Source organism: Pseudochryseolinea flava (assembly GCF_003286915.1).
In the GTDB taxonomy this organism is placed as follows: Bacteria; Bacteroidota; Bacteroidia; order Cytophagales; family Cyclobacteriaceae; genus Ohtaekwangia; species Ohtaekwangia flava.
Genome location: NZ_QMFY01000026.1, coordinates 1 through 25309, shown reverse-complemented (window position 1 = coordinate 25309; position 25309 = coordinate 1). Strand labels below are relative to the sequence as shown.

The window sequence follows — 25309 nt, the reverse complement described above, 5'->3', positions numbered from 1 at the left end:
GGGATTATAAGATCCTTTTTGAGAAGGTCGACGTATTTCCTGCTCTGTCGGTCACTTTCAGTTCAAAATTACCTTTCAGAGGCACATTTTTATTGAGGAGTTCAGACCATATCGTGGCAGTCTTGCTGTCGTAGTGCATCAAAAGCCACTCTCCATTGATCGATGCTTCGAACGTATCAATTCCAGAAAGCTCGTCACGTATCTTAAAGCGAACTGCAGACGAATTTACGGTAACCATTTTAATGGATGGTGCGATGCGATCCACCAACACGATGAAGCTGCCAAATTCCTTTGTCGTGAAGTTGATTCGGCCATTGGTGAGCTTTCCTCCAACGAATGTATAGCCCTTTCCGGCCTGACGGTATACAGCATGTGAGGTGGTCCAATTGATCTTTCTTGCAGGCAATAGGGAAACTTGGACACTGCTTTTTAACGGTACAGTTCGGTCGCCTATCGTGTACACCTCGCCGCTGTCCTTCATCATGGTGTATTTGGTGTTGAGGAACAATGTATCGTACAAGGCTTCTGCGGGAAACTCGATGTTCATTCGATCGCCGTAGTATTTATATGCTGTACCCGATGGAATGCTTACGTTGATGTTTGGGACAATACGGTTGTCGCATACTACAACAGAATCTGGTATGGTTTGTCTTAAATCTACCAAGTAAACAGATCGATTGAAATTGCCGTAGTCCGGCAGTACCTCTATGACATTTCCTTTTACGTAAATTTTTGCTTTCGTGTCGGCTGCAGTACAAGGCTTGGCGGCAATTGTCATTACGTTTTCAGTAATGTCATAGGTGATTGGAACGGTGAGTGGCTCTAGCGTTTTTACCTCTTTAACTGGTTCCATCGGCGTAATTTGAAATGTCACCATACTGCTATTGCCATAACTATCTTTCATGGTAATCTGCACTGTGGAAACTTTCTTTTTGTTGACAGTGATTTTTCCTGATCCTGGCGATTTGTCGTAAAACTTCAAGGCGTTCCCATCGTCGATGTATAATTTGTAGAAGCGTGTGCCTTTATTTCGGAAGGTTTTGAAATCCATGAGAGTGTAAATGGCGCGCGTCTCAGTGATATCGATCTTTTCAATCGCTTGGCTGAACACTAACTGGCTATCGACGCGCATTTCGATATAGTTAACACCCCCATAGAATGGGCTCTTCGCTGCGAGCCGGTCTTTCGCAATAATCTCAATACCGATAACGCCGGATGCCATGATCGGACTCGCGATGGAATAGTTATTGCCAACGCGCGTGGCAGCATAGAATTCAAATCGTCCAAAACGATCGTTGATACGGGCGTTCTTGTCGAGTGTTCGCACGGCAATTTTCTCCGGTGCTGGTGGAAGTGTTTCCGCTACCTCTGGAAAGTCTGCTACTTTTAATGGGTCGAGTGCGTAATTGTTTGCATCGCGAATATCGAAATGTAAGTGAGGACCAGATGAAGAACCGGAGTTGCCCGACAACGCGATCGTGTCGCCTTGGTTCACGCGAAATTGATTCTCTGTGAAGAATAAATCGACGTCGAATTTCTTAGCATTGTATTGTTCTTGAAGAATATGTTTGGCGACGGCACCTTTGAATTTGTCCAGGTGAGCATACAATGTTGTGTTGCCGTCTGGATGTGTCAAATAAATAATATTACCATAGCCGCTCGGCCCAACCGTTACACGTGAAATGTAACCGCTCTTCGACGCACGCACGGGGAATCCAATCATGTTGTTCGTGCGGATGTCAATTCCCGAATGAAAGTGTGTGCTTCTCAACTCACCCATGGTCCCCGCTAAAGAGCCGGGCTGACCAGGGTTGATGGGATAGATGTACTTCTCTGCTGGCGCAAATGTTATCTCAGGTTTGCTAAATTGTGATTGTGCATAAAGCGCGTTTATCGTAAAGAAAAAAATCAATACGATCTTACTTGATCTCAAATTCCAACAGTTTCTCATTTTCAATATAGGCGGATAACACATTGCCGACTTTAACTGGACCAACGCCTTTGGGCGTGCCCGTAAAAATTAAGTCTCCCGTGCGAAGTGTAAAAAATTTTGACAAGTACGAAATTATATAATCGAAGTTAAAAAGCATAAGACTCGTGTTCCCTTGTTGCCTAATTTCTCCATCTACTTGTAAACTAAAGGAGATATTTTTCAGGTCGGCAAATTCATTAACGGAAATAAATTTGTCAGATATCGGTGCCGAACCGTTGAAGCCCTTTGCGATATCCCAAGGAAGTCCTTTTTCCTTAGCCTTTTGCTGTAGATCACGTGCTGTAAAATCAATGCCAACACCGATCGCATCGACGTATTTGCTCGCGAATTTTTCTTGAATGTTTTTTCCTTCTTTGCAAATCCTCAACACAAGCTCCGCTTCATAGTGAATATCTTTTGAAAATTCAGGATAAAAGAATGGCGCGTTGTTTCGTATGATGGCCGTGTCCGGTTTTGTGAAGATAACGGGTTCGTCTGGCCTTTCATTGTTCAATTCTTGAATGTGCTCTGCATAATTTCTTCCGATAGCAAAAATTCTCATGGATATAGCTTGGTTAATGAAGTGTTACACTTGATGCGTGAGCGGGGCGTGTCCGGCTCAATGGTAATACGGCATCGATTTTTACGATTTGTTCCGCTAAGGTTTAGATTCGTCCAAATTTATAAAACAATAAATCTTCAGATTTGTATTTTTATCCAAAATTTAAAAGATATGTTCAAAAAGGTATTGATCGTTCTGATCGCTGGTCTTATTGTGAGCGCGTGCGCTTCCGTTGCTGTAACGGGACGAAAGCAGCTCAGCTTGGTGTCTAATGGTGAAATTATTCCGATGGCCAATCAACAATACGCCGAAGTGTTGAAGAAAGGTCCATTGTCGACGAACCAAGAGCAGGTTCAAATGATTAAACGCGTTGGAGCAAGAATTCAAAAAGCCGTAGAGCAGTACATGGCAGAAAAAGGATTGTCATCGGAACTTAGTGGCTTTGCATGGGAATTCAATTTGATTGATGATCCGAAAACCGTAAACGCATGGTGTATGCCTGGGGGTAAAGTTGCTTTCTACACCGGTATCATGCCGATTTGCAGAGACGAAACGGGTATCGCCGTAGTAATGGGTCACGAAGTTGCACACGCCATCGCCAATCACGGTAGAGAACGCATGAGTCAACAAATGCTTGCGCAATATGGGTTGGGTACACTTAGTGCCGTGATGGGACAAAATCCTACTGCCGGTAAAGATCTGCTTCTTCAAGCAGTGGGCGCCGGAACAAACATCGGAATGTTGAAGTTTAGCCGTGAACATGAATCAGAGGCAGATCATATTGGACTTATTTTTATGGCGATGGCAGGATATGATCCTAACGAGGCGCCGAAATTCTGGGAGCGTATGACTGCCGGTGGAGGCCAAGAGCCACCTGAGTTTATGTCCACTCACCCTTCACACTCTACACGTATCAAGGATCTGCAAGCTTGGATTCCAGAAGCCATGAAGGTATATAAGAAATAACCAACACTTACGTTCTAGATCATTATGAAAAACGCTTTTGGCGCGGCATTATTTCTTTGCTTCATTTTCTCTTTTGTGCAATTGGTAGCGCAATCGGCGGATGACGCTGCGTTGAAGGAGATTGCTGATCACCGAAAGAAACAATTTAAAGAGTTTAAGGATAAGTCGACATCGCCACTGCCGTCAAAGGATGTCAAGCGTTTTTCTGGTCTGAATTATTTTCCCATTGACCTAAAATATAGGGTACAGGCAAAGTTCGTGCTCAACGCTTCACCTGTACTCTTTAAAATGAAAACGACCACAACGCGACTACCGAACTATAGAAAATATGGTGAAGTACAGTTCACGTTGGATGGACAAAACTTCGTTCTTGAAGTGTATCAAAGTCCTGATTTGATGAAGATGCCTGGATACGAAGATTACCTTTTTATCCCGTTTACCGACAGTACAAATGGCGACGAAACATATGAAGTTGGTCGTTATTTAGAATTTCGCGTTCCAAACTCAGAAGATGTTGTGATAGACTTTAATCTGTGCTACAATCCTTACTGCAGCTATGGCAAGGAGGATGGTAGTTATTCATGCCCCATTCCGCCGGCAGCCAACGCTTTGAACATTCCTGTGAGGGCAGGGGAGCTTAAATACCATTAAGATCATACTATCATAGTCCGTCATAAGGTCTTGGTAAGACTTTAGGTGGACGAAGTGTGGAGAAAGAGTGGAAGGAGAGTGGAGGAAATACCTATCTCGGAAGTAGCTCGTGCAATAAACCAGGATTATGGAGATGGGCCGTCATTACATATTTCAGTCGATAAATAAACTTACAAATTTTACCGTCCTAGCTTTCCGCCAAAGCCGCGTAGCTTGATCTCGGTAAGCTTGCGTTTCGTGTCTAGGGGAAAATCGCCGTTCATCATCCAATCGTAGTAAGCAGGTTCTTCTTTCAGTACCGCGGTCACACCTTTATTCTTGTGTTTGCCGAAGTTGAAGATCTCTTCACCCTTTTGATTTTTAATCATCCTTCCTGCGAGGTCAACGAGATCGGAAGATGTCAACTTTGATAACGTTTCTACATCATTTTTGATCTCACCGATTTTTCTGTTTGCGCCGTCGATTACATCTTGTCCTTCATACTTCTCAACTTGCGCAAGCAGTACTTCCATGGTTGCTTCGGTATCGGCTTCAGCCGTGTGTGAATTTTGAAGTTCTTTATTCAGGTAGAATTTGTACGCGGCAGAAAGCGTACGCTTTTCCATCATGTGGAATATCTTCTGTGCATCTATAATTTTTTTACGTGCGTAATCGAAGTCGACGCCGGTACGTAAAAATTCTTCGACCAACATGGGGATATCAAATTTTAACACATTAAATCCTGCGAGGTCGGCACCTTCCATGAACTTCGCATAGTCTTTAGCCACGTCTTTAAACGACGGTTTGTCTTTTACGTCTTCGTCCGTTAACCCGTGGAAGAGTGTAGACTCCGCAGGGATTGGTATTGTTGGATTAAGTACGTTTGACTTGCGCAGAATTTCGCCGTTGGGCATCATTTTGACAACGGCGATTTCGATAATGCGATCTTGCGTGATATTTGTCCCCGTAGTCTCAAGGTCAAAAATGCAAAGTGGGTTTTTTAAGTTAAGTTTCATTGGGGAACTAATACTAAAGGATACAAGGTGCCGTTAAGACACAATTTTTTCGCTCAATTCGATGAGATTCAATCCGCCGAAATTTCCACTGCTCATCAAGAGCAAGTTTTTATTCTTCCATGATTGTTGCAGGAGGAAGTCTTTCAGTTTGGCAGCGTCTGTAAATACAATCAAGGAAGGATTTGCAAAAGCTGCTTTGACGTCTGTCTCGGAAAGTGCTTCAAGATTTTTTTCTTTTACCTTCTCTGGATTGAAATATACGATTGGCGTTTGCACCGCCTTCATACTGTCTTTATACTGAGGAATAAATTTTTTATTGAGGCTGCTAAATGTATGCAGTTCAAAGCAGGCTACAAGCTCACGTGACGGGTGTATTTCTTTGACAGCTTTCACCGTAGCGCGTACTTTGGATGGCGCGTGGGCGAAATCTTTAAAGACCACTGTAGTGTTGTTCTCGCTGATTTTCTCAAGTCTACCGGCGGCACCTTTGAACGTGGTGATGGCTTCGAAAAATTGCTCCTGGCTAATACCAATTTTTTTTAGTACTTCTTTCGCTGCGCTCAGGTTCTGGAAGTTATGACTTCCGAAGACCTTTACCGGATACTTTTCTTTGCCATTGGTGATAAAGAATTGTCCGTTGTTGTCAGATGTTTGTGGATGACTTTTGTAAGAAATTTCAAGTGTATCGGAGCGTTCTTTTTTTCCAATCATCAACGCCATCGGATCTTGTTCGCAGTAGATCAGAATACCGCCCTTTGGAGTTTGATCGGCAAAACGATCGAACTGTTTTACATACTCTTCCTCCGTCGGGAATACGTTAGCATGGTCCCAGGCAATTCCGCTAATGATCCCAATGTGATGTTGGTATCTTAAAAATTTTGGTGTAGGGTCTAATGGAGAGGAGAGGTACTCGTCGCCTTCAATGATAATGATAGGCGCATTGTCACTTAGCCTAACGGTGTATTCAACGCCCGGCACACGTGCGCCGATGACATAGTCGAAATTTCTGTTAAAGAAGTTCAACACGTGAATGATCATGGCGGTGATGGTAGTTTTGCCATGACTGCCGGCGACCACGATGCGTTGTTTGTCGATCGATCGTTGGTATATGTATTCAGGAAAGGAAACTATTTTTAATCCAAGTTCCTGTGCTTTAAGAAGTTCAGGATTGTCCTTGCGGGCGTGCATGCCCAAGATGACAACATCTAATCCAGCGTGAATTTTGCCAGTATCCCATCCGTTGCTAGCGGGCAATAGTCCATGGGCTTCCAAGGTTGAGCGCGATGGGTCAAAGATCTCATCGTCAGATCCTGTAATAATGTGTCCATCTTTCTTCAGTGCAACGGCCAGGTTGTGCATAACAGCACCGCCTATAGCAATAAAGTGAATCTTCTGTTTATTGTCATCCATCGAAAAACGAATTCGGGGTTTAAAATACGGTAAAATGTTTGGAGTGAACAAGAGGGGCCTGTTCGCGATCGAAGGATCATCGTTCGGCAGTGTTATCGATCTGAAAATCAGCGGGTGATTGGACGTGCGTGACATTCGTTGTCATTGGTCGCAGCTAGCTTTAACACCGTCATGTACTTGGCGTCGTCAACAGAACTTGTGTGAAGATCGCGGTGCGGGCAGGTGATTGAACTGTAAACATTCATTTATCGTTTGTTTGTGGAATGTTGACAACTTGTTGATGTTAATAAGAATATCTGCATTCCTTTTTATACGTTTGTCGCCCTTAAAATTTAAACACGTACAACAACCACTGTATGGAGCAAAGATCAACGTTTCTGAGGTCAGGCGGCAAATCTAATAAAGTACTTACTCGGGATATCTCCGAAAGTTTAGGTAAGCTTCCTCCTCAGGCACTTGATCTGGAAGAAGCTGTACTGGGTGCGTTGATGCTCGAGAAGAACGCGCTCAATGCGGTTGTTGAATTTTTAAAGCCTGAACACTTCTACGTTGAGGCACATAAAGAAATCTATACTGCCATTGTTGACCTGTTCAAGGCTTCTGAGCCTGTGGATATGCGCACCGTTGTGAATCAACTTCGGAAGCAAGGCAAAGTCGAACTCGTTGGCGGTGCATATTACATTGCCGAGTTGACGGCGAAGGTAAGCTCAGCGGCAAACATCGAATATCACGCGCGTGTGATCATCGAGATGGCCATCAAACGCGAACTTATCCAAGTTGCTTCTCAAATCCACCACGATGCCTATGAAGATGTGACAGACGTGTTTGAGCTTTTGGATAAAACCGAACAATCAATTTTTCAGATTTCGGATGCCAACCTAAAGAAGAATTACGATAACATGCGTAACCTCATGGCGCGTGCTATTCAGGAACTTCAGGCACTGAAAGATCATACAGACGGTTTAACGGGAGTGCCAAGCGGATTTACAGAACTCGATCGTATGACCTCCGGATGGCAGCGTTCAGATCTTGTCATTATCGCTGCTCGTCCTGGTATGGGTAAGACTGCATTTGTGGTTTCTGCACTCCGTAACGCGGCCGTAGACTTTAAAATCCCTGTGGCGATATTTTCATTGGAGATGGCTTCTATCCAGTTGGTAAACAGGATGATCTCAGCAGAGGCAGAGTTAGAAAGTGAAAAGATCAAAAAAGGTAACCTTGCTGATCATGAATGGACACAGCTCGTTCATAAAACTTCGAAACTTTCTTCAGCGCCAATCTTCATCGACGATACACCAGCGATTTCCATCCTTGAGCTTCGCGCAAAGTGCCGACGTCTTAAGGCGGAGAACGGTATCCAAATTATTGTAATCGATTATTTGCAGCTCATGCGAGGTGAACAAACTGGTAACCGCGAACAAGAGATCGCTTCGATTTCACGCTCCTTGAAAGGTATTGCAAAAGAATTGAATGTGCCCGTGCTAGCACTTTCACAGTTGAGTCGAAGTGTAGAAACCCGCGGGGGAGACAAAAAACCTCAGCTTGCCGATTTACGTGAATCCGGTTCCATCGAACAAGATGCCGATATCGTTATGTTCTTGTATCGCCCTGAGTACTATAAGATCACTGTTGACGAAGAAGGTATGCCAACACAAGGTACGGGTGAAGTCATTATCGCAAAACACCGTAACGGTTCTACCGGTAGTGTGAAGCTCAAGTTTATTGGCAAATACACAAAGTTCGCAGACCTCGACTCTCCATCATCGTATGATAATCCATTCTCTGGCATGGTGACCCGTGAAAGTAGATTGAATAGCTTTAATCCAGAACCTCCTCCATTACCACCGATGGGCGGTGGTGGTGTTGACGACGAGGAAACACCTTTCTAAAAGATCGTTCAACGTGTTGATACGTTGTAAGTCGGGCGATAACACGTCAGAGTGATTACCAATCTTAATTTTATTTACTTTCGCTGTTTAACAGTGCATTGTGAAAAGTATTTTTTTAAGCGCCATTACAGCGGTGATGCTCACATTCCTAACCGCATGCGTTTATCATGACATCGCGGGCCGGATTGATTGCTCAAAGTCCAATCTAACAATACAGATCGATTCTGTGCGTGGTGCCGCGAGTTGTTCCGTAGCAAATGGAATCATCTATGCGACAGTGACCGGTGGAGAGCCTCCCTATCAATTTATGGCGAATAACAAGCTGTTCGAAACAGACAGTATGAAGGGGCTTTCTCCAGGTATATATGTTGTTAAAGTAATTGACGCTTTGGGATGTGAAGCGATTCAAACCAATGTAACGGTTCCGGCGGCGGGTTTTACATTTCTCACCACTTTTGAGCCTGACACAGAATGCCTCTCCAATAATGGCAAAGTCACAATCGACATCGATCAAGGTAATCCTCCTTATGTTTTTAGTATCGACGGTGGTGAGTTTTCTGCGGATAGCACCTTCGTTGGACTGCAGTTCGGTGTCCATATCGTAAAAGTTAGTGATGTTGACGAATGTGCGAGCGAGTTGCAGGTGGATGTACCGCGCGGAGCCAGTGACGTACGGTGGTCAACGGATATCCAACCATTGCTTACATTAAAATGTTCTGATGTCGGATGTCATAACGGAATTTCACGAACAAACGATTTCAGAAAGTATAAATCCGCGAAAAAATTTGCGGCTGACATTAAGACTCAGACACAAAATCGAAGTATGCCTTTCGAGGGATCGCTAACCCAAGATCAAATTGACATCATAGCCTGTTGGGTCGATGACGGTGCGCCTGAAAATTGATGTGATCGAGGTAGAAGTATTGCAGAACTGTTGGCGCATTCATTTATATTTATCGAAAAATAATTTATGCCCCGTATTGTCATTGCGTTGTGCTTGATCCTGATAGTTGCTGCTGGTAAGCTGAGTGCGCAGGATAGTAATAATCCTTTTTTGAAATCTAATCCGATGATCGATACGCTTGAGGCGCAACTTGCTCGGGCGACCTCCAACACTGATAAAGTGAAGGTACTCGGCGAGCTGGCAGAGTTTTCGGTTGGGGCCAATAGGAAATTATCTGATGAATATTCAGCGCAACAATTCAGGATTGCGGAGGAGAGTCGGGACCGGAGTCTAATCATTCGTGCGCACCTTTCGAATGCGCAACGCCTTTATAACTTGAGTATTTTGCAGCAGAATATCACACAGGGCTTGAGTGCTTCGCGTAAAGCGCTTTCGTTAGCAAAAGCAAGTCACCTGCCGGAGTGGGAAGCGTGGGCTAATATGTATGTAGCCATAGGCCTGCGTCTCAATGCTGAATTTGATGAGGCACTTACCTTTAATAACCTGGCCTTGTCGTTGGCCACGGCAAGTGATAGTGATTCCTTAAAAGTTTTTGCTTTTAACGCGATTGCTAACACGTACATGCGTAAGAAAGATAAAATGTTGGCTTTTCGAAACTATCTCGCGGCATTGGAGATTGCCGAACGTGCCGATAATTTTAAGCTACTCAAAAATACCTATCAAAACCTGTCAGCATTTTACGCGAGCCTTGATGATTATGAGCGAGCGAAAGATTACTTGTATAAATTTGTGGCGATCACGAAGCGCTTCGATAAGAAACTAGATCGCTTAGAAGCTTACAATGGTATAGGGCGGGTGTATACTCAGGCGAAGCAGTATGATATTGCGATGAGTTTTTACGATCGCGCAATTGCCTTGGCTGACACAATGAAATTTGAACTGATCAAATTGAATAGCTATAGTAACATCGTCGACATGTATTTTAATAGTAACCAGATGTTGAAGGGGTTGCAATATTTGAACTCGAAGCCGGAGTTGAAAGCTTTTGTCGAAAATGCAGGATTCAGCCATAATATCGATCAAGCTTATGGTGCGATGTATATATCACTGAATAAACTTGATTCTGCTGAATATTTCCTGAAGCATGCGGAGCCTTCATTTGAGAAGACGGGTAGTAAATTAAGCCTGTTCTGGTTTTATGCGAATATGTCGAACCTATACAATGAAAAGAAAGACTACAAAAAAGCCGTCGCGTATACATTTAAGCAGAAAGCTATCGCGGATGCGATGGGAGATATGGAATTGATGAAAACTACTGCTCAGACGTTGGACTCACTTTATCAGAAATTGGGTGATTACAAGAGCGCGTATGCACACAGCCATGACTACTACGTGTACAAAGATAGTCTTGAAAAATTGTCGACTGAAAAAGATTTGATGCTGCTTGAAGTAGAAAACGAAAACAAACGAAAACAGCGTGACTCAATTCTCGAGGAGCAGGCAAAACGGGATCGTCATAATATTCAATACATGGGTATCACAGCCGCTATCGCAGGAGTGTTCATTGTGTTGGTGATGCTTGGGATATTCAGTGTTTCACATGCTACCATTCGCATCCTTGGCTTCTTTGCATTCATCTTCCTTTTTGAATTCATTATCCTCATCGCTGATAATCAAATTCATCATTGGACACATGGCGAGCCTTGGAAGATTCTCGGGATAAAAATTGCTTTGATTTCGATATTACTTCCGCTGCATCATTATTTAGAAGAAAAAGTTATTCACTATCTCACATCTCGGAAGTTGTTGGACATTAATAAAGAGGCGTTGTTGGCGAAGTTCTATAACAAGAAGGTCGCTGAGGCAGACTCCTATTCTGATTCAAAAAGCAATTCGTTCAAGGCCGACTGAAGCTCTCTTACTGTTTTATGTTGTTGCTGTTCACGGGCTTTCGCAATACCGTGTTCGAAGATTGTTGTGGCTTTTTGAACTTCCCCCGTGCTAGCAAAGAGTTTCCCAGCCGTATAGTAGGTGGGAAGATAATCGCTATGATTGATTAAGAGTTCATCAAACAATCGGATAGCCTCTTCTTGATTTGACTTTTGGTATTCCAAGGCTAGGGCATAAACATTGAAGGGATCGCTCGGATCATCCTTCAAAAACTGTTGGAGCTGTTCAAGACGTGTCATTTCTTCCTACAAAAATGAAAATAGAAAACCGAAATTTTAAAATTTTCGCTTTTCAAAAACGGATTTTTGTATCTTGAGCCCTTATTGAAAAATTAGTTTAGAACTTATTGATTTAGAGCAAGATGAAGATTTTAGTCTGCATTACACACGTTCCCGATACGACATCTAAAATCAATTTTACAGATAATAATACCCGCTTTAATACGGCGGGTGTTCAGTTTATTATCGGTCCATACGATGATTACTCCTTGGCACGTGCTATAGAAATCAAAGAAGCGACCCCGGGTGCAACAGTAACGGTGTTGAATGTTGGACCCGCAGATACAGAGCCAACGATTAGAAAAGCATTGTCCGTTGGAGCCGATGACGCTGTGCGTATTAATGCCGAACCTACAGACTCTTTTTTTGTAGCCAAACAAATTGCTGAGCATGCCAAGTCGATTGGGTACGACCTTATATTAATGGGGCGCGAATCGATTGACTACAATAGCGGCGTGGTGCATGGTATTGTAGGTGAGCTGTTGGGATGGCCATCGGTGTCGCCTGTGATGAAGCTAGATATAGAAGGGACAAAGGCGAAGCTTGCGCGTGAGATAGAAGGAGGTAAAGAGTTTTTGGAAGTTAACCTTCCCTTTGTAGCTGGATGTCAAGAGCCGATAGCAGAATGGAAAATTCCTAATATGCGTGGTATCATGTCTGCGCGAACAAAACCGTTGAAAGTAGTAGAGCCAGTTTCTGTCGACAGCGGCGTGAAGCTTCAGCAATTTGAATTACCACCACCGAAGGGTGCTGTGAAGATGATTGCAGCGGACAATGTTGCCGAGCTGGTAACGCTTCTGAAGAATGAAGCAAAAGTACTCTGATTTTAATACCCACTCTTAAAATATTAACGCAATGCCTGTACTCGTTTTTGTAGAAAGCGCTGAAGGAAAAGTGAAGAAGACATCGCTTGAAGCGGTAGCCTATGCCCATGCGATGGGACAGGGTGTTACTGCGATTGCACTTGGTAATGTCGATAAAGAAGAACTCGAAGCACTCGGAACATACGGCGCTCAAAAGGTGCTACACGCTTCGGATTCGAAGTTGAACGACGGCATCATACAAGCGTATGCATCTGTTTTGGTGAAGGCGCTTCAAGATGAGCAAGCTGACATTTTGGTACTTGCAAATTCTTCGTTGGGAACACCCGTGGCGGCGAGGGTTGCTGCCAAGATATCGGCTAGCCTTGCGTCTAACGTAGTAGAGCTCCCGAATACCTCAGCTGGTTTTGCCGTGAAGCGAAGCATTTATACCGGTAAAGCATTTATGCAGGTTGAGCTCAAGAATCAAAAGAAAGTAATCGGTATTAAGAAGAACGCGGCGGAGGCTAAAGCAGTGGGATTACCAGTGCAAGCAACGCCATACGCAGTGACATTAAACGACGCAGACTTTGCTGTAAAAATAACGTCATCAGAGAAGGCCACTGGCGAAGTACTTCTACCAGAAGCGAACATTGTTGTTTCAGGAGGAAGAGGAATGAAAGGTCCAGAGCATTGGGGGATTCTTGAAGAACTTGCCAAGACTTTACATGCGGCAACAGGATGCAGTAAGCCTGTGTCGGACATGCATTGGAGACCACATCATGAGCACGTGGGTCAAACAGGTGTAAAGGTCGCCCCGCAGCTTTATATTGCTGTTGGTATTTCGGGGGCTATTCAACATTTGGCAGGTGTGAACTCGTCAAAGTGCATCGTGGTGATCAATAAAGACGCTGACGCACCATTCTTCAAAGCGGCCGACTACGGTATTGTTGGTGATGCATTCGATGTAGTTCCGAAATTGACTGCCGCTATTAAAGCCATAAAATAAATTTCGGAAGCAGATGTGCACAAGACTGAATTTTGTAAGTTGTAATAAGAATTGAAGCTTAGGAAAGCGCGAAAGTGAAAAAAATAAAACTCGAAATATTAGGTCTCTCCTCCAGTCAATCGCAAACAGGGTCTTTCGCCCTGGTGCTTGGTGAAACAGAAGGAAACAGAAGGCTACCCATTATCATCGGAATGTTTGAGGCGCAAGCCATCGCCATTGAGATCGAAAAGATCATTCCTAATCGACCGATGACGCACGATCTTTTTAAATCCTTTGCCAGCAACTTTCATTTTACGGTCGAGGAAATTATCATCTCAGATTTGAAAGAAGGTGTCTTCTTCGGAAAGATTGTATGCTCTGATGGGTTAAAGAAAACGGAAATCGATGCGCGTCCTTCCGATGCAATCGCTATCGGTCTACGCTTTGACTCACCTATCTACACCTACGAAAACATTTTAGCAGAAGCAGGTATCGTGTTAACAGATGAAGCTGAGGAAGAAAAGCCGGAACCTAAAGTAGAAAAGGCAAAAGTTAAGAAAGAGACGACCAAGAAAGATGACTTCAAAAACTACACAGTAGATCGTTTGAACGAGCTGCTGAAAGAAGCTATCGATAAAGAAGATTACGAGCGTGCCGCGAAGATTCGCGACGAGCTAGGAAAAAGAAATTAATTTTCACCAACGAAGCATAAGGTAAATAGACTTTATGCTTTTTTTGTGCTCTGAATAACCTAAAACCTTAAGGGCCTGTGGCCTTGTAACACTTGCTATGGAGTATCTGCGCGCGCTTGGAGGCCTTATTTTTATCGTTGGTATAGGCTATCTCTTCTCCTCTAACAGAAAAGCAATTAACTGGAAGCTCATTGGTGTGGGGATTTTGCTTCAAGTAATCCTAGGACTTCTTATTGCAAAGGTCGACATCGCGAAAGACGTTTTTGAGTACCTCAGTGCGCAGTTTATGACCTTCTTGAGTTTTGCGCAAAAAGGTGCTGAGTTTCTTTATGGAGACCTCTCCAAAAATTCGAACAGCGATCCCAACGCTAAGCACAGCTTAGGGTTTCTATTTGCATTTCAAACGCTGCCCACCGTTATCTTTTTCTCGGCGGTAACAGCTGGGCTCTATCACCTGGGAATACTTCAAAAAATTGTATATGGATTTGCATGGCTGATGACGCGGACTATGAAAATGTCTGGCGCGGAAAGTCTATCGTTAGCCGGCGATGTCTTTATGGGACAAACTGAAGCGCCATTGTTGGTGAAACCTTTTATTCCCCACATGACACGCTCGGAGTTGCATTGTCTCATGACAGGAGGGATGGCTACGATCGCCGGTAGTGTGTTTGGTGCTTTTGTGACTTTCTTAGGAGGGGCTGATCCTCAAGAGGCACTTCGATTTGCTACGCATCTTTTAACGGCCTCCATCATGAGCGCACCTGCAGCGGTCGTCATGGCGAAACTGTTCCTTCCGGAGACAGAACCCATTGATCAATCTTTGAAACTAACGAAGGAAAATGTTGGCGTTAACTTGATCGATTCGATTGCAACCGGCGCATCGGATGGATTAAAACTGGCGCTTAATATCGGCGCGATGTTGCTTGCATTCATCGCTGTAATTTATGCTGTGAATTGGGTTTTGGTGGATTTTGTGGGAAAGTATACTGGACTTAATGAAATAATTAAGGCTAGCACCGACGGGACATTCGATGGCTTGTCTCTTCAGTATCTGCTTGGGCAGATCTTTCGGGTGTTCGCATTTATGATTGGTGTGGATTGGCAAGACTCCCTTGAGGTTGGAAGCTTGCTCGGTCAAAAAATGGTGATCAATGAATTTGTTGCGTATATCGATTTAGGAAAAATGAAAGCCGCTGCCGCCATCAGTGAAAAATCTGTTATTATCGCGACCTACGCCCTCTGTGGATTTGCTAACTTCAGTTCAATAGCCATCCAAATCGGAGGCACAGGCGGGATGGCGCCGAGTCGGCAAGCCGATATTTCCAAGTTGGGAATGCGGGCCATGATCGCAGCGACACTCGCTACCATGATGACGGCCACAATTGCCGGGGCATTATTCTAATCCCTATTTTCAGAAAGTTTAAAATCGTAACTTACTCCTAAGACAGCCACCGCAGCTTGTGCTTGCCTGGGCGTCTTCCTACATTCCATTTACCACCAGAAATAGAGGAGGATTTATGAAATCGTTGTTCGTCTACATTTTATTATGCTGCGCTCTTCCCGTTGTAGCGCAAAAGGAAATTCAAAAGAAAATTCAAACACAATTTATCGATGTTGACGACGGCGGCGTGATTACGCTGCCCGAGGGAAATTTTCATTTTGATGCAAGCTTATCGATGGATGGAAAGAAAAACGTGACTATCAAAGGCGCCGGCATGGACAAGACAGTGCTTAGCTTTAAAGGACAACTGTCAGGCGCGGAGGGAATTAAAATTACCAATGGCGCGAACATAACATTACAAGATCTAACCGTTCAAGACGCGAAAGGTGACGGTGTAAAAGCCCAACTCGTGGAAGGTATTACTTTCGTCAATGTTAAAGCTGAATGGACTGGTGGTGCCAGCAAGGACAATGGCGGATACGGACTATACCCGGTGCAATGTACAAATGTATTGATCGATCGATGTCATGCAGTCGGCGCAAGTGATGCTGGAATTTATGTGGGTCAGTCGAAACATATTGTAGTGAAAAATTCGAAGGCTTATAAAAACGTGGCAGGTATTGAAATCGAAAATTCGTGGTATGCCGATGTGTATGACAATGAAGCGTATGATAACACAGGGGGGATTTTGGTTTTTGATTTGCCGGATTTAATTCAAAAAGAAGGAGGCTTCGTTCGGATTTTCAGAAACCATGTTCACGATAATAATCATATCAATTTTGCGCCGAAAGGAAATACTGTTGGAAAGGTTCCACAAGGCACAGGCTTTATGATTTTGGCAACGCGCAATGTTGAAGCATTTGAAAATAAGATTGTCAATAATATTTCTGCAGGCACGGCGATCGTCAGTTATTACATTACTGAGAATCCGATCAATGATAAAACGTATAATCCTTTTCCGTCTAACATTTATATCCATGATAACTACTATGAGCGTCCGATGGTGAAGGCGACGAGTAAGGGTAGGCTAGGGAAGATGTATAAGTTCAAACTGCGTTTTGGTAAGAAGGTTCCGCATATCCTTTATGATGGTATTGACGATCCGGCCATGAAGGAACGAAATATCTGTATTCGTAATAACAGCAATGCCACGTTCGTGAACATCGATGCAGGCAACAAGTTCAAAAATAAGTCGACCGATATGCTTAAGCACGATTGTGCTCGGCCGTCAATCGAGCCCGTCGTGTTGAGTTCAAATTAAAATTAGCATGGATATGAGAAGTGCGGTCGGTGCCTTGATGTTGATTGTCGTTGCAGTTTTCTTTGTTTCATTTGAAAATCAGGAACGCGTGGAACGTCACGACACGTTGTCGGCATACGGCTTTTTCACGGGATCATTAAAGTCTCTTAATCCGGCAGCGCACGTAATTCCCTATACGGTTAACACGCCACTCTTCAGCAACTATGCGGAGAAGTCAAGGTTTGTTATTGTTCCGAAAGGACAAAAAGCTGTTTATAATGATAGCATAGCTTTTGATCTTCCCGTTGGAACAATTTTAATTAAGAATTTTTATTACCCGCTGGATTTTCGAAATCCCGACAAAGGAAAGAAGGTCATTGAAACACGGCTGCTGGTACATCAATCTACAGGGTGGGAAGCCTGGCCATACATTTGGGATGAGGAACAGACTGAAGCTACCTACGATGCAGCTGGCGATACAAAGACGATCTCTTACGTAGACAAAAATGGAAAGAAGATTACTACACCGTATGTTGTGCCCAATAAAAATCAATGCAAAGGATGTCATATCCGTGATGGCAAGATGAAACCTATTGGTGTTTCGGCGCGGCAGTTGAACGGCAACTACAATTATTCAGCGCGTACAGAAAATCAGTTGATATACTGGCAGCGCCAAGGGTTGATTGATGCCCTACCGGCGCAAGAACAAATTCCCGCGCTAGCGGTTTGGGGAGATGTGCGCAACACCGACCTGAATCATCGTGCGCGCTCTTATTTAGATGCCAATTGTGCGCATTGTCATTCGAGAAAGGGGCCTGCAAATACCTCAGGATTATTTCTAGACATTCAAGAGACTGATCGTGCACATTTGGGTGTTAACAAATCGCCTATTGCTGCCGGACGCGGTGCTGGAGATTTGCAATATGATATCGTTCCGGGGCAGCCGCACAAATCAATTTTGGTGTATCGAATGAAGACGAACGATCCGGCCATAGCGATGCCAGAAATTGGACGGGAGCAAATTGATAAGGAAGGCGTGGCACTGATCGAAGAATGGATCAAAAAAAATACTTTCTAAAAAGGTAAAAACTAGGTGTATCTTTGTTCTTTCTTGAGAACACCATGTACACCGCCTCATGACCCCGCGCGAACTTCAGGTCTTTAATCATCTCGCACAGTTTGTTTCAGAGCATAAGAAGCAATTTATCGACAAGGTACTCGGCGAACGTACCCGTCACCTTACGATCGTTCTGGAGAATATTTATCAATCACAGAATGCAAGCGCCGTGGTGCGCACGTGTGAATGCATGGGCATCCAAGACGTGCACATTATCGAAAATACGGCCAAATATTTGCTGAATGTTCGTGTGTTAAAAGGTGCTTATAAGTGGATGAACATGGAACGTTACAATGAACGTGGCGTCAATAATACCGAGACGTGTTATAAAAAACTTCGCGACAACGGTTATAAAATTCTTGTGGCGGATCCAGATCCTGATGGTGTATCGATACATGAAGTGGATGTCGATCAAAAATTAGCCGTGGTATTTGGCAACGAACTTCGCGGTGTATCGTCTTATGCATTAGCGCATGCAGATCAGAAGGTAAGAATCCCCATGTATGGCTTCACTGAGAGCTTGAATATCTCAGTGAGCGCGGCAATTTGTGTGAATTCGGTCATCAATAGGTTTCGAAGTAGCGGTGTTTCGTTCGGTCTTTCTGAAGCGGAAAAGGAGTCATTAAAACTAGAATGGTACCGCAAAGTGGTGAAGCGTTCCGATTTGATCGAGCGTGAGTTTTTGAGAGCAATTGAGTAAGTTTGTATTTGAAATGTCTATAGTAATGCGCAGGCTTAAGCGGTTCGTATTCGTCTTAGTACTAGTGTTTTTTTTGTTTATTGTCGGATGTAATGTTTGGGTGGTTCAGAGTACGCGCGATCAAATTTATGATGACTTGAATAAGCTCCCAGATCATAGCATTGCCTTGGTGCTAGGAACTAGTCATCGACTTGCAGGCGGTGGCTCTAATCCTTTTTTTGAGCACCGAATTGAAACTGCCGCAAAGCTCTTTAAACTTGGCAAGGTAGATCACTTCATTCTTAGCGGCGATAACAGCACGCAATATTACAACGAGCCCGTGGCGATGCAGAAAGCGCTTATCGAAAAAGGCATACCAAAGGAAGCCATCACTTTAGATTATGCAGGGCTGCGAACGCTTGATTCAGTCGTGCGTAGCAAGAAAATCTTCGGACAGAATAAAATCACCATCATCACACAACCCTTTCATAGCTATCGCGCAATTTTCATCAGCAACTACTATGATATGGATGCCGTGGCGATGGTGGCCGATGAGCCAGAGCTTAATATATCATTCAAAGTACTCGTGCGCGAATACTTTGCTCGTCCGAAAGCGGTGCTTGATCTCTATATCCTCAAAACAGACCCTCAATTTTTGGGTGAAAAAGAGGAACTTAATTCTTGAATAGTGAAACCCCGCGTTGTTTTTTATGGTTAGAGTTATTCATATTTTTGTCATTAAAATTGGTATTTGTGCGAAAGATTAGAGGCCGAATTATTCAACGATCGATTTTCTTCCTCTCCACGTTTCTACTCATGGCATTTTCGGCGTTTAGCCAGACCATAGTGAAAGGTAAGGTCACCGATGCCACAACAGGAGATCCACTTCCGTTTGCCAATGTTGTGTTCGTTGGGACTACCACTGGTATTACAACGGATTTTGAAGGCAACTATCAGCTGAAGACAAGTACCCCTGTCGATTCAATTAAAGTCACTTCAGTTGGTTATCAGACCAAAGCCAAAGCGATCACGCGTGGGACAACACAAACGGTCAATTTCCAGTTACAGGAAGATGTTACGGCGTTGGCTGAAGTGGTGGTTCTTGCGGGCGAAAATCCGGCCTTTGAGATTCTCCGCCGCGTAGATAAGAATCGGAAGTATAACGACAAGCGGAAACTCGAAGCGTACGAGTACGACACCTACACCAAAATAGAAATCGACGTCGATAATATTTCTGAAAAGCTTCGTCAAAAGAAAACTATGCGAAAGATTACGCAAGTACTCGACAGCGTTGAGCGCATGGCCGGTGAAGATGGTAAACCGATCTTGCCGATGTTCATCTCTGAAAGCGTGTCGAAATTTTATTTCCGTGATAACCCACAACTTCGCTATGAAAATATCCTCCACTCAAAGATTAGCGGCGTAGGTATTGAAGATGGAACCCTGGTCACGCAATTTATTGGATCATCGTTTCAAGAATACAACTTCTATCAAAACTGGCTGAACATTGTAAGCAAGGAGTTTATATCACCCATCGCCGATGGGGGTAGAATGTACTACGAATACGATTTAACGGACAGCATGTACGTGGGTGATCACTACTGCTACCGATTAGACTTCTTTCCGAAAAGTCCCCAAGATTTAGCCTTTACAGGAACCGTTTGGATTACGAAGGAGGGCTATGCTTTGAAGCAAATCGACGTCACCATTGGTAAGCAAGCCAACTTAAACTTCATTGAGAAAATCAAGATTCAGCAAGAGTTGGAAAAGGTAGAGGGTGGTGCCTGGCTGCCCATAAAAAATCGTGTATTGATTGATGTGAGTGAACTTACAAACGCATCTGCTGGGATGCTCGCGAAGTTCTATACTTCCAATAAGAACTTCACAGTTAATAAGCCTCACGAAGCTACGTTTTATCAGCATCCAATTGTGATGGCTGAAGATGCGCGACTACACGAAGAAGATTCTTTTTGGGATACACTTCGTCACGAACCTTTGACAGACACCGAGAAGAATGTTTATAAGATGATCGACACACTGCAGAATATTCCTGTAGTGAAAACGTATACGGACATCATCAAGATTGTTGTTAATGGCTATTACGATGCGGGTAAAATATTTATTGGTCCATATATCGGGTTGTTTGCTGTCAACAACATTGAAGGATTTCGCTTACAGTCGGGTTTCAAAACCAGTTATGACTTTAGCGGTCGTTGGGTGTTCGGTGGACAGCTAGGCTATGGATTTAAAGATGAACGTTTCAAATACTCAGCGTTTGTTCAAAATATTCTTTCTCGCGATCGATGGACGACGATGAGTGTACGCGTGCGGCGTGACATCGGTCGTGTGGGAATAGACGATGAAATTCTCGCCGATAATTATTTGTTTTTGGCAGCCCAGCGTTGGGGAGTTTTTAGAAAGGGCTACTACTTTGATGAAGCACGCTTTAATTTTCAACGGGAAGTCTGGAAAGGATTTTCACAACGGATCGCATTCAAGTACATGACCTTCGAACCCACGTTTGACTTTACCTACCGGAAGCCATCGGAAGGAGGAGTCTACGATACGGCATCCAGGTTTCAAAACGCCGAAGTGATGATTGAATCACGCTGGGCACGTGATGAACTTTTTGTTCAGGATGGAAATGACCGCATCAGTCTTGGTACGTCGAAGTGGCCGATCATCACGGTGAGATACACGCGCGGGATCAAGGGAATTGCTGGGAGTGATTTTAGTTACAACAAGATCAGGCTTTCGTTCTACAAGCGCGTTCGGTTTGGTCCGTTGGGCGTTGGATACATGAATGTGTTTGGTGAGTATATGTTCGATCAGGCACCATATCCGCTTCTCAGTCCGCACCTGGGCAATCAAACGCCGGTGTATACTTCTGCGACGTTCAATTTGATGCGCTATGGAGAATTTGTGAGTGACCGCTATGTAGGCTTACAATATCAGCATCACTTTGAGGGATTACTGTTGAATAGAATACCCTTGATGCGCAAATTGAAATGGCGTTTACTAGGAACTGCAAATCTTATTGCTGGTGGCATGAGTAAAGCCAACCAAAAGCTTGTGACCGCCAATGAGGAGGATGGTATCGGCTATCTTACGAACGGCAAGCCTTACATGGAACTCGGTTATGGCCTTGAGAATATTTTCAAGTTTATCCGGGTAGATTTTATTCACAGATTGTCCTATCTCGATAACCCCGATGTCAGAAAGTTCGGCGTGCTGGTGAGCTTCCAGTTTTCGTTGTGAGAGAGTGTTTTTCCTGGTTTATCCCCAGCACTTGGCTTAGGAGCCATCGAAATCATTTGACGCAACTGATTACCGGTAACCAATAACTTCTATATTTGCAAGCTGAATTAATGTTGTATTTTAATTCATAGCTGACAAAAAACATGAATGTAAAAATTTCGCTTCCTGATGGAAGTGTGCGGGAGTACCCGCAAGGCGTAAAAGGTATTGAGATCGCCAGCAGTATCAGTGAAGGTCTTGCACGTGTGGCACTTGCCATTGAAGTTGATGGAGAGATCCGCGACTTAGCAAGGCCAATCGACAATGATGCATCAATCAAAATTTTGACGTGGAACGACAAAGGTGGTAAGAGTACCTTTTGGCATTCGTCTGCACACTTAATGGCTGAGGCACTTGAGGCGTTGTATCCTGGCGTTAAGTTTGGCGCAGGTCCTGCTATCGAGAATGGCTTCTACTATGATGTGGATTTAGGAGGAAGGGCCTTTGGCGAAGATGATCTCGCAGCGTTGGAAGCGAAGATGAAAGAGTTTGCCAAAAAAGACAGTACATTTGACCGTTCATCTGTTTCGAAGGCAGAGGCTTTAAAATATTTCACAGAAAAAGGTGATGAATACAAAATTGAGTTGATCAACGATCTTCAAGATGGTACCATTACTTTCTACAAGCAGGGGAATTTCACGGATTTGTGTCGTGGTCCACATATTCCTAATACAGGTTTCTTAAAAGCTATTAAGCTGCTCAACGTAGCCGGTGCTTATTGGAGAAACAATCAGAACAATAAAATGCTCACCCGTATTTACGGTATCACTTTTCCTAAGGCAAAAGAGCTTGAGGAGTATTTGCATTTGTTGGAGGAAGCCAAAAAACGTGATCACAGGAAGCTCGGAAAAGAGTTGGAATTGTTTGCGTTTTCTGAACGTGTAGGGATGGGGTTGCCGCTATGGCTGCCAAAGGGTACACTGTTACGCGAACGTCTTGAGCAATTTCTACGTCGTGCGCAAGTGAAAGCAGGATATGATCCAGTTGTAACGCCACACATCGGAAGTAAACAATTATATGTGACTTCAGGTCACTATGAAAAGTATGGGAAGGATTCGTTTCAGCCGATCCGCACACCTGATGAAGGTGAGGAATTTTTGCTGAAGCCAATGAACTGTCCGCATCACTGCGAGATTTATAGGACTAAGCCGCGTTCATATCGGGATCTGCCTGTGCGTTTAGCGGAGTTTGGTACTGTATATCGCTACGAGATGAGTGGCGAGCTTCATGGCCTCACCCGGGTGCGCGGATTCACACAAGATGATGCTCACATCTTTTGCCGTCCTGATCAGGTGAAAGAAGAGTTTGTGAAAGTAATCGACCTGGTGTTGCACGTGTTTAACTCGCTTGGATTTGAAAACTTCACGGCCCAGGTTTCGCTGCGTGACCCTGAGAACAAAGCAAAGTACATTGGAGACGATGAGCTTTGGGATCGCGCGGAGCGTGAGATTCAGGAAGCTGCTGATGAGCGCGGTTTGAAAACTGTGGCAGTGCAAGGCGAAGCGGCATTTTATGGTCCCAAGCTCGACTTCATGGTTAAAGACGCCATTGGCCGCAGCTGGCAGTTGGGAACCATTCAGGTGGATTATCAGCTTCCAAACCGCTTTGAATTAGAATATGTTGGCTCTGATAATCAAAAACATCGTCCGGTCATGATTCACCGTGCGCCATTTGGTTCATTGGAGCGTTTTGTGGCGGTTTTGATAGAGCACTGTGCCGGTAAGTTTCCGCTATGGCTGTCGCCCGATCAAATTGCGGTATTGCCGATCTCGGAGCGATTCAACGACTATGCGAAGATCGTCTACGATAAGCTTAAAGAGCAGGATATCAGAGGGTTGCTGGATGATCGTGATGAAAAGATCGGTCGTAAGATTCGCGATGCCGAGACGAAGAAGATTCCTTATATGCTCATCGTGGGCGAAAAAGAGGTGGCAGAGAATAAAGTTGCCATCAGAAGACAAGGCCAGGGAGACCAAGGAAGCGTATTATTAGAAGAATTTGTTAATTCTTTTAAATTGGAATGTGCTGCTCCAGTTTAACTATTTTGAAAGAAAGAAAATATAGCGATATTTGCAGCCTGTTTTTTGGAACTTAAACATTTTCAGTTATTAACAGTCCTAACACAAATAGACCCGGCGGTAGTTTTGGTAGACCGATGCGGAGAGGCCCACAAAAGCCTGAAGAGCCATATCGGATAAACGAACGGATCACGGCACCACGCGTGCGCGTTGTCGGCGAAAACATTAAAGTGGATGTATATCCAATTCACCAGGCTATTAAACTGGCCCAAGAGCAAGGATTAGATCTTGTAGAGATCTCTCCCAATGCAGATCCGCCAGTTTGTAAGGTTGTTGATTATTCGAAGTTTAAATACGAGCAGAAGAAGAAACAGAAAGAGATCAAGGCGAAGACTCAAAAAGTAGTCATCAAGGAGATCCGATTCGGTCCAAACACTGACGATCACGATTTCAACTTCAAAGTGAAACACGCTTTTGAATTTTTGAAAGAAGGATTCAAGGTGAAGTCGACAGTGTTTTTCCCTGGTCGTTCGATTGTGTATAAAGAGCGCGGGGAGATTCTATTGTTGAAATTCGCTCAATTACTCGAAGAGCATGGCAAGGTTGAACAAATGCCTAAGCTTGAAGGAAAACGGATGAGCATGATGATCATGCCGAAGGTTGGAAAAAAATAGTAGTCTATAATTTTTATACAATGCCTAAGTTAAAAACAAAATCAGGCGCCAAGAAAAGATTCAAAATCACTGGCACTGGTAAGATTAAGAAGAAGAGCGCGTTTAAAAATCATATTCTGACTAAGAAGGAGACCAAGCAAAAAAGAAGACTTGGTAAGAAAAACCTTGTTAGCAAATCTGATATGAACAACGTGAAAGCAATGCTCATTCTTTAATGGTTTAATGTTTAACCCGGATGCTGGCTTAAGATCATTGTAACAGGTGACGCCATCAGCCAAAAAGTAACAAAGTAAAATGCCAAGATCAGTAAACAACGTAGCTTCAAGAGCAAGACGTAAGCGCTTTATGAAGCTGGCCAAAGGTTTCTTTGGTCGTAAAAAGAATGTTTGGACAGTAGCAAAAAATGCTATTGAAAAAGGGTTGGGGTATGCGTACCGCGACAGAAAGCAAAAGAAAAGAGAGTTCAGAGGCGTATGGATCGCGCGTATCAACGCAGGTGCACGTCTTCATGGAATGTCATACTCTGAGTTGATGGGCAAGTTGAAAAAAGCAGGCATTGATTTGAACCGCAAAGTTTTAGCGGACCTTGCTATGAATCACCCAGGTGCTTTCGAAGCTGTAGTGAAGAAAGTAAAGTAATTGCATTCATAAATGATGAAGAAGAGGCTGTCTCAAAAGGGCAGCCTCTTCTTTTGTGTATGGATAAAAAAAAAGAAGAGAACGTGAGTCCTCTTCTAGTTGCAAGTCGTTATCTTGCTTGTGTGTACTAAAACAAAAGTAGTCTTT

Annotated in this window: 23 protein-coding genes; 18 read left to right on the top strand and 5 right to left on the bottom strand. The window is 43.8% G+C overall.

The annotated features are described in order from the left end of the window. Positions 1-4: 4 nt before the first annotated feature. Together DQQ10_RS26555 and DQQ10_RS26550 are read right to left on the bottom strand one after the other, a co-directional pair. The gene (locus DQQ10_RS26555; RefSeq protein ID WP_165824137.1) at positions 5-1933 is read right to left on the bottom strand and encodes a M23 family metallopeptidase; all 1929 of its coding nucleotides are present in this window, start codon (positions 1931-1933) and stop codon (positions 5-7) included. After that, on the bottom strand, positions 1920-2534 hold the full coding sequence (locus tag DQQ10_RS26550; protein ID WP_112749988.1) for a fumarylacetoacetate hydrolase family protein: 615 nt from the start codon (positions 2532-2534) through the stop codon (positions 1920-1922). The genes DQQ10_RS26555 and DQQ10_RS26550 overlap by 14 nt, the downstream gene beginning before the upstream one ends. A gap of 171 nt (positions 2535-2705) precedes the next feature. Between DQQ10_RS26550 and DQQ10_RS26545 the strand changes: the two genes are divergently transcribed. Together DQQ10_RS26545 and DQQ10_RS26540 are read left to right on the top strand one after the other, a co-directional pair. Further along, a complete protein-coding gene (locus tag DQQ10_RS26545) occupies positions 2706-3500 on the top strand; it encodes a M48 family metallopeptidase (RefSeq protein WP_112749987.1) in 795 nt (264 codons plus the stop codon). A 24-nt stretch (positions 3501-3524) separates the two neighbouring features. Continuing rightward, entirely contained in the window at positions 3525-4151 is a 627-nt protein-coding gene (locus tag DQQ10_RS26540; RefSeq protein WP_112749986.1) for a DUF1684 domain-containing protein, read from the top strand. A 179-nt stretch (positions 4152-4330) separates the two neighbouring features. Here the strand turns inward: DQQ10_RS26540 and DQQ10_RS26535 are convergent, their stop codons facing one another. Beyond that, positions 4331-5146, bottom strand: coding sequence for a 3'-5' exonuclease (locus DQQ10_RS26535; RefSeq protein ID WP_112749985.1), 816 nt, complete (start codon positions 5144-5146; stop codon positions 4331-4333). 33 nt (positions 5147-5179) lie between these two features. Continuing rightward, positions 5180-6556: a UDP-N-acetylmuramate--L-alanine ligase gene (locus DQQ10_RS26530; protein ID WP_112749984.1), complete on the bottom strand. Its 1377-nt coding sequence runs from the start codon at positions 6554-6556 to the stop codon at positions 5180-5182. 356 nt (positions 6557-6912) lie between these two features. Between DQQ10_RS26530 and dnaB the strand changes: the two genes are divergently transcribed. The 3 genes from dnaB (at position 6913) to DQQ10_RS26515 (ending at position 11260) form a co-directional block, all read left to right on the top strand. Continuing rightward, a complete protein-coding gene (gene dnaB / locus DQQ10_RS26525; RefSeq protein ID WP_112749983.1) occupies positions 6913-8445 on the top strand; it encodes a replicative DNA helicase in 1533 nt (510 codons plus the stop codon). Positions 8446-8545: 100 nt separating this feature from the next. Continuing rightward, positions 8546-9349 carry a hypothetical protein gene (locus DQQ10_RS26520; RefSeq protein WP_133259777.1) on the top strand — a complete coding sequence of 268 codons (804 nt, stop codon included), beginning with the start codon at positions 8546-8548 and terminating at the stop codon, positions 9347-9349. A gap of 66 nt (positions 9350-9415) precedes the next feature. Then, on the top strand, positions 9416-11260 hold the full coding sequence (locus DQQ10_RS26515) for a tetratricopeptide repeat protein (RefSeq protein ID WP_112749981.1): 1845 nt from the start codon (positions 9416-9418) through the stop codon (positions 11258-11260). On the opposite strand, the gene DQQ10_RS26510 is transcribed toward DQQ10_RS26515, so the two are convergent. Next, entirely contained in the window at positions 11221-11538 is a 318-nt protein-coding gene (locus tag DQQ10_RS26510) for a tetratricopeptide repeat protein (RefSeq protein ID WP_112749980.1), read from the bottom strand. The genes DQQ10_RS26515 and DQQ10_RS26510 overlap by 40 nt on opposite strands. 122 nt (positions 11539-11660) lie before the next feature. Here DQQ10_RS26510 and DQQ10_RS26505 point away from each other — a divergent pair, with 122 nt between their 5' ends. From DQQ10_RS26505 to rplT, 13 genes are all read left to right on the top strand, one after another. Then, entirely contained in the window at positions 11661-12401 is a 741-nt protein-coding gene (locus DQQ10_RS26505; protein WP_112749979.1) for an electron transfer flavoprotein subunit beta/FixA family protein, read from the top strand. A 31-nt stretch (positions 12402-12432) separates the two neighbouring features. Next, positions 12433-13386, top strand: a complete 954-nt coding sequence (locus tag DQQ10_RS26500) for an electron transfer flavoprotein subunit alpha/FixB family protein (protein ID WP_112749978.1) — start codon at positions 12433-12435, stop codon at positions 13384-13386. A gap of 74 nt (positions 13387-13460) precedes the next feature. Next, the gene (locus DQQ10_RS26495) at positions 13461-14057 is read left to right on the top strand and encodes a bifunctional nuclease family protein (RefSeq protein ID WP_112749977.1); all 597 of its coding nucleotides are present in this window, start codon (positions 13461-13463) and stop codon (positions 14055-14057) included. A 97-nt stretch (positions 14058-14154) separates the two neighbouring features. Then, entirely contained in the window at positions 14155-15459 is a 1305-nt protein-coding gene (locus DQQ10_RS26490; RefSeq protein WP_112749976.1) for a NupC/NupG family nucleoside CNT transporter, read from the top strand. A gap of 115 nt (positions 15460-15574) precedes the next feature. Beyond that, positions 15575-16759, top strand: a complete 1185-nt coding sequence (locus tag DQQ10_RS26485; RefSeq protein WP_112749975.1) for a parallel beta-helix domain-containing protein — start codon at positions 15575-15577, stop codon at positions 16757-16759. A 7-nt stretch (positions 16760-16766) separates the two neighbouring features. Further along, complete coding sequence (locus DQQ10_RS26480) at positions 16767-17816, top strand: SO2930 family diheme c-type cytochrome (protein WP_245970553.1); 1050 nt, start codon at positions 16767-16769, stop codon at positions 17814-17816. Positions 17817-17874: 58 nt separating this feature from the next. Further along, the gene (locus tag DQQ10_RS26475; RefSeq protein ID WP_112749974.1) at positions 17875-18555 is read left to right on the top strand and encodes a TrmH family RNA methyltransferase; all 681 of its coding nucleotides are present in this window, start codon (positions 17875-17877) and stop codon (positions 18553-18555) included. Between the two features lie 136 nt (positions 18556-18691). Continuing rightward, the gene (locus DQQ10_RS26470) at positions 18692-19219 is read left to right on the top strand and encodes a SanA/YdcF family protein (protein WP_245970552.1); all 528 of its coding nucleotides are present in this window, start codon (positions 18692-18694) and stop codon (positions 19217-19219) included. Between the two features lie 68 nt (positions 19220-19287). Continuing rightward, on the top strand, positions 19288-21792 hold the full coding sequence (locus DQQ10_RS26465) for a DUF5686 and carboxypeptidase-like regulatory domain-containing protein (RefSeq protein WP_133259776.1): 2505 nt from the start codon (positions 19288-19290) through the stop codon (positions 21790-21792). Between the two features lie 143 nt (positions 21793-21935). Then, the gene (thrS, locus tag DQQ10_RS26460) at positions 21936-23870 is read left to right on the top strand and encodes a threonine--tRNA ligase (protein WP_112749971.1); all 1935 of its coding nucleotides are present in this window, start codon (positions 21936-21938) and stop codon (positions 23868-23870) included. A 116-nt stretch (positions 23871-23986) separates the two neighbouring features. Continuing rightward, positions 23987-24523 carry a translation initiation factor IF-3 gene (infC, locus tag DQQ10_RS26455; protein ID WP_112749970.1) on the top strand — a complete coding sequence of 179 codons (537 nt, stop codon included), beginning with the start codon at positions 23987-23989 and terminating at the stop codon, positions 24521-24523. 20 nt (positions 24524-24543) lie between these two features. After that, on the top strand, positions 24544-24738 hold the full coding sequence (gene rpmI, locus DQQ10_RS26450) for a 50S ribosomal protein L35 (RefSeq protein WP_112749969.1): 195 nt from the start codon (positions 24544-24546) through the stop codon (positions 24736-24738). A gap of 79 nt (positions 24739-24817) precedes the next feature. Continuing rightward, on the top strand, positions 24818-25162 hold the full coding sequence (rplT, locus tag DQQ10_RS26445) for a 50S ribosomal protein L20 (protein ID WP_112749968.1): 345 nt from the start codon (positions 24818-24820) through the stop codon (positions 25160-25162). Positions 25163-25309 lie beyond the last annotated feature (147 nt).

Excerpts from the sequence above, each read along its gene's own strand:
- DQQ10_RS26550 (WP_112749988.1), bottom strand. The coding sequence starts at position 2,534 with ATGAGAATTTTTGCTATCGGAAGAAATTATGCAGAGCACATTCAAGAA.
- DQQ10_RS26545 (WP_112749987.1), top strand. The coding sequence starts at position 2,706 with ATGTTCAAAAAGGTATTGATCGTTCTGATCGCTGGTCTTATTGTGAGC.
- DQQ10_RS26540 (WP_112749986.1), top strand. The coding sequence starts at position 3,525 with ATGAAAAACGCTTTTGGCGCGGCATTATTTCTTTGCTTCATTTTCTCT.
- DQQ10_RS26535 (WP_112749985.1), bottom strand. The coding sequence starts at position 5,146 with ATGAAACTTAACTTAAAAAACCCACTTTGCATTTTTGACCTTGAGACT.
- DQQ10_RS26530 (WP_112749984.1), bottom strand. The coding sequence starts at position 6,556 with ATGGATGACAATAAACAGAAGATTCACTTTATTGCTATAGGCGGTGCT.
- dnaB (WP_112749983.1), top strand. The coding sequence starts at position 6,913 with ATGGAGCAAAGATCAACGTTTCTGAGGTCAGGCGGCAAATCTAATAAA.
- DQQ10_RS26515 (WP_112749981.1), top strand. The coding sequence starts at position 9,416 with ATGCCCCGTATTGTCATTGCGTTGTGCTTGATCCTGATAGTTGCTGCT.
- DQQ10_RS26510 (WP_112749980.1), bottom strand. The coding sequence starts at position 11,538 with ATGACACGTCTTGAACAGCTCCAACAGTTTTTGAAGGATGATCCGAGC.
- DQQ10_RS26505 (WP_112749979.1), top strand. The coding sequence starts at position 11,661 with ATGAAGATTTTAGTCTGCATTACACACGTTCCCGATACGACATCTAAA.
- DQQ10_RS26500 (WP_112749978.1), top strand. The coding sequence starts at position 12,433 with ATGCCTGTACTCGTTTTTGTAGAAAGCGCTGAAGGAAAAGTGAAGAAG.
- DQQ10_RS26490 (WP_112749976.1), top strand. The coding sequence starts at position 14,155 with ATGGAGTATCTGCGCGCGCTTGGAGGCCTTATTTTTATCGTTGGTATA.
- DQQ10_RS26485 (WP_112749975.1), top strand. The coding sequence starts at position 15,575 with ATGAAATCGTTGTTCGTCTACATTTTATTATGCTGCGCTCTTCCCGTT.
- DQQ10_RS26480 (WP_245970553.1), top strand. The coding sequence starts at position 16,767 with ATGGATATGAGAAGTGCGGTCGGTGCCTTGATGTTGATTGTCGTTGCA.
- DQQ10_RS26475 (WP_112749974.1), top strand. The coding sequence starts at position 17,875 with ATGACCCCGCGCGAACTTCAGGTCTTTAATCATCTCGCACAGTTTGTT.
- thrS (WP_112749971.1), top strand. The coding sequence starts at position 21,936 with ATGAATGTAAAAATTTCGCTTCCTGATGGAAGTGTGCGGGAGTACCCG.
- infC (WP_112749970.1), top strand. The coding sequence starts at position 23,987 with ATGCGGAGAGGCCCACAAAAGCCTGAAGAGCCATATCGGATAAACGAA.
- rpmI (WP_112749969.1), top strand. The coding sequence starts at position 24,544 with ATGCCTAAGTTAAAAACAAAATCAGGCGCCAAGAAAAGATTCAAAATC.
- rplT (WP_112749968.1), top strand. The coding sequence starts at position 24,818 with ATGCCAAGATCAGTAAACAACGTAGCTTCAAGAGCAAGACGTAAGCGC.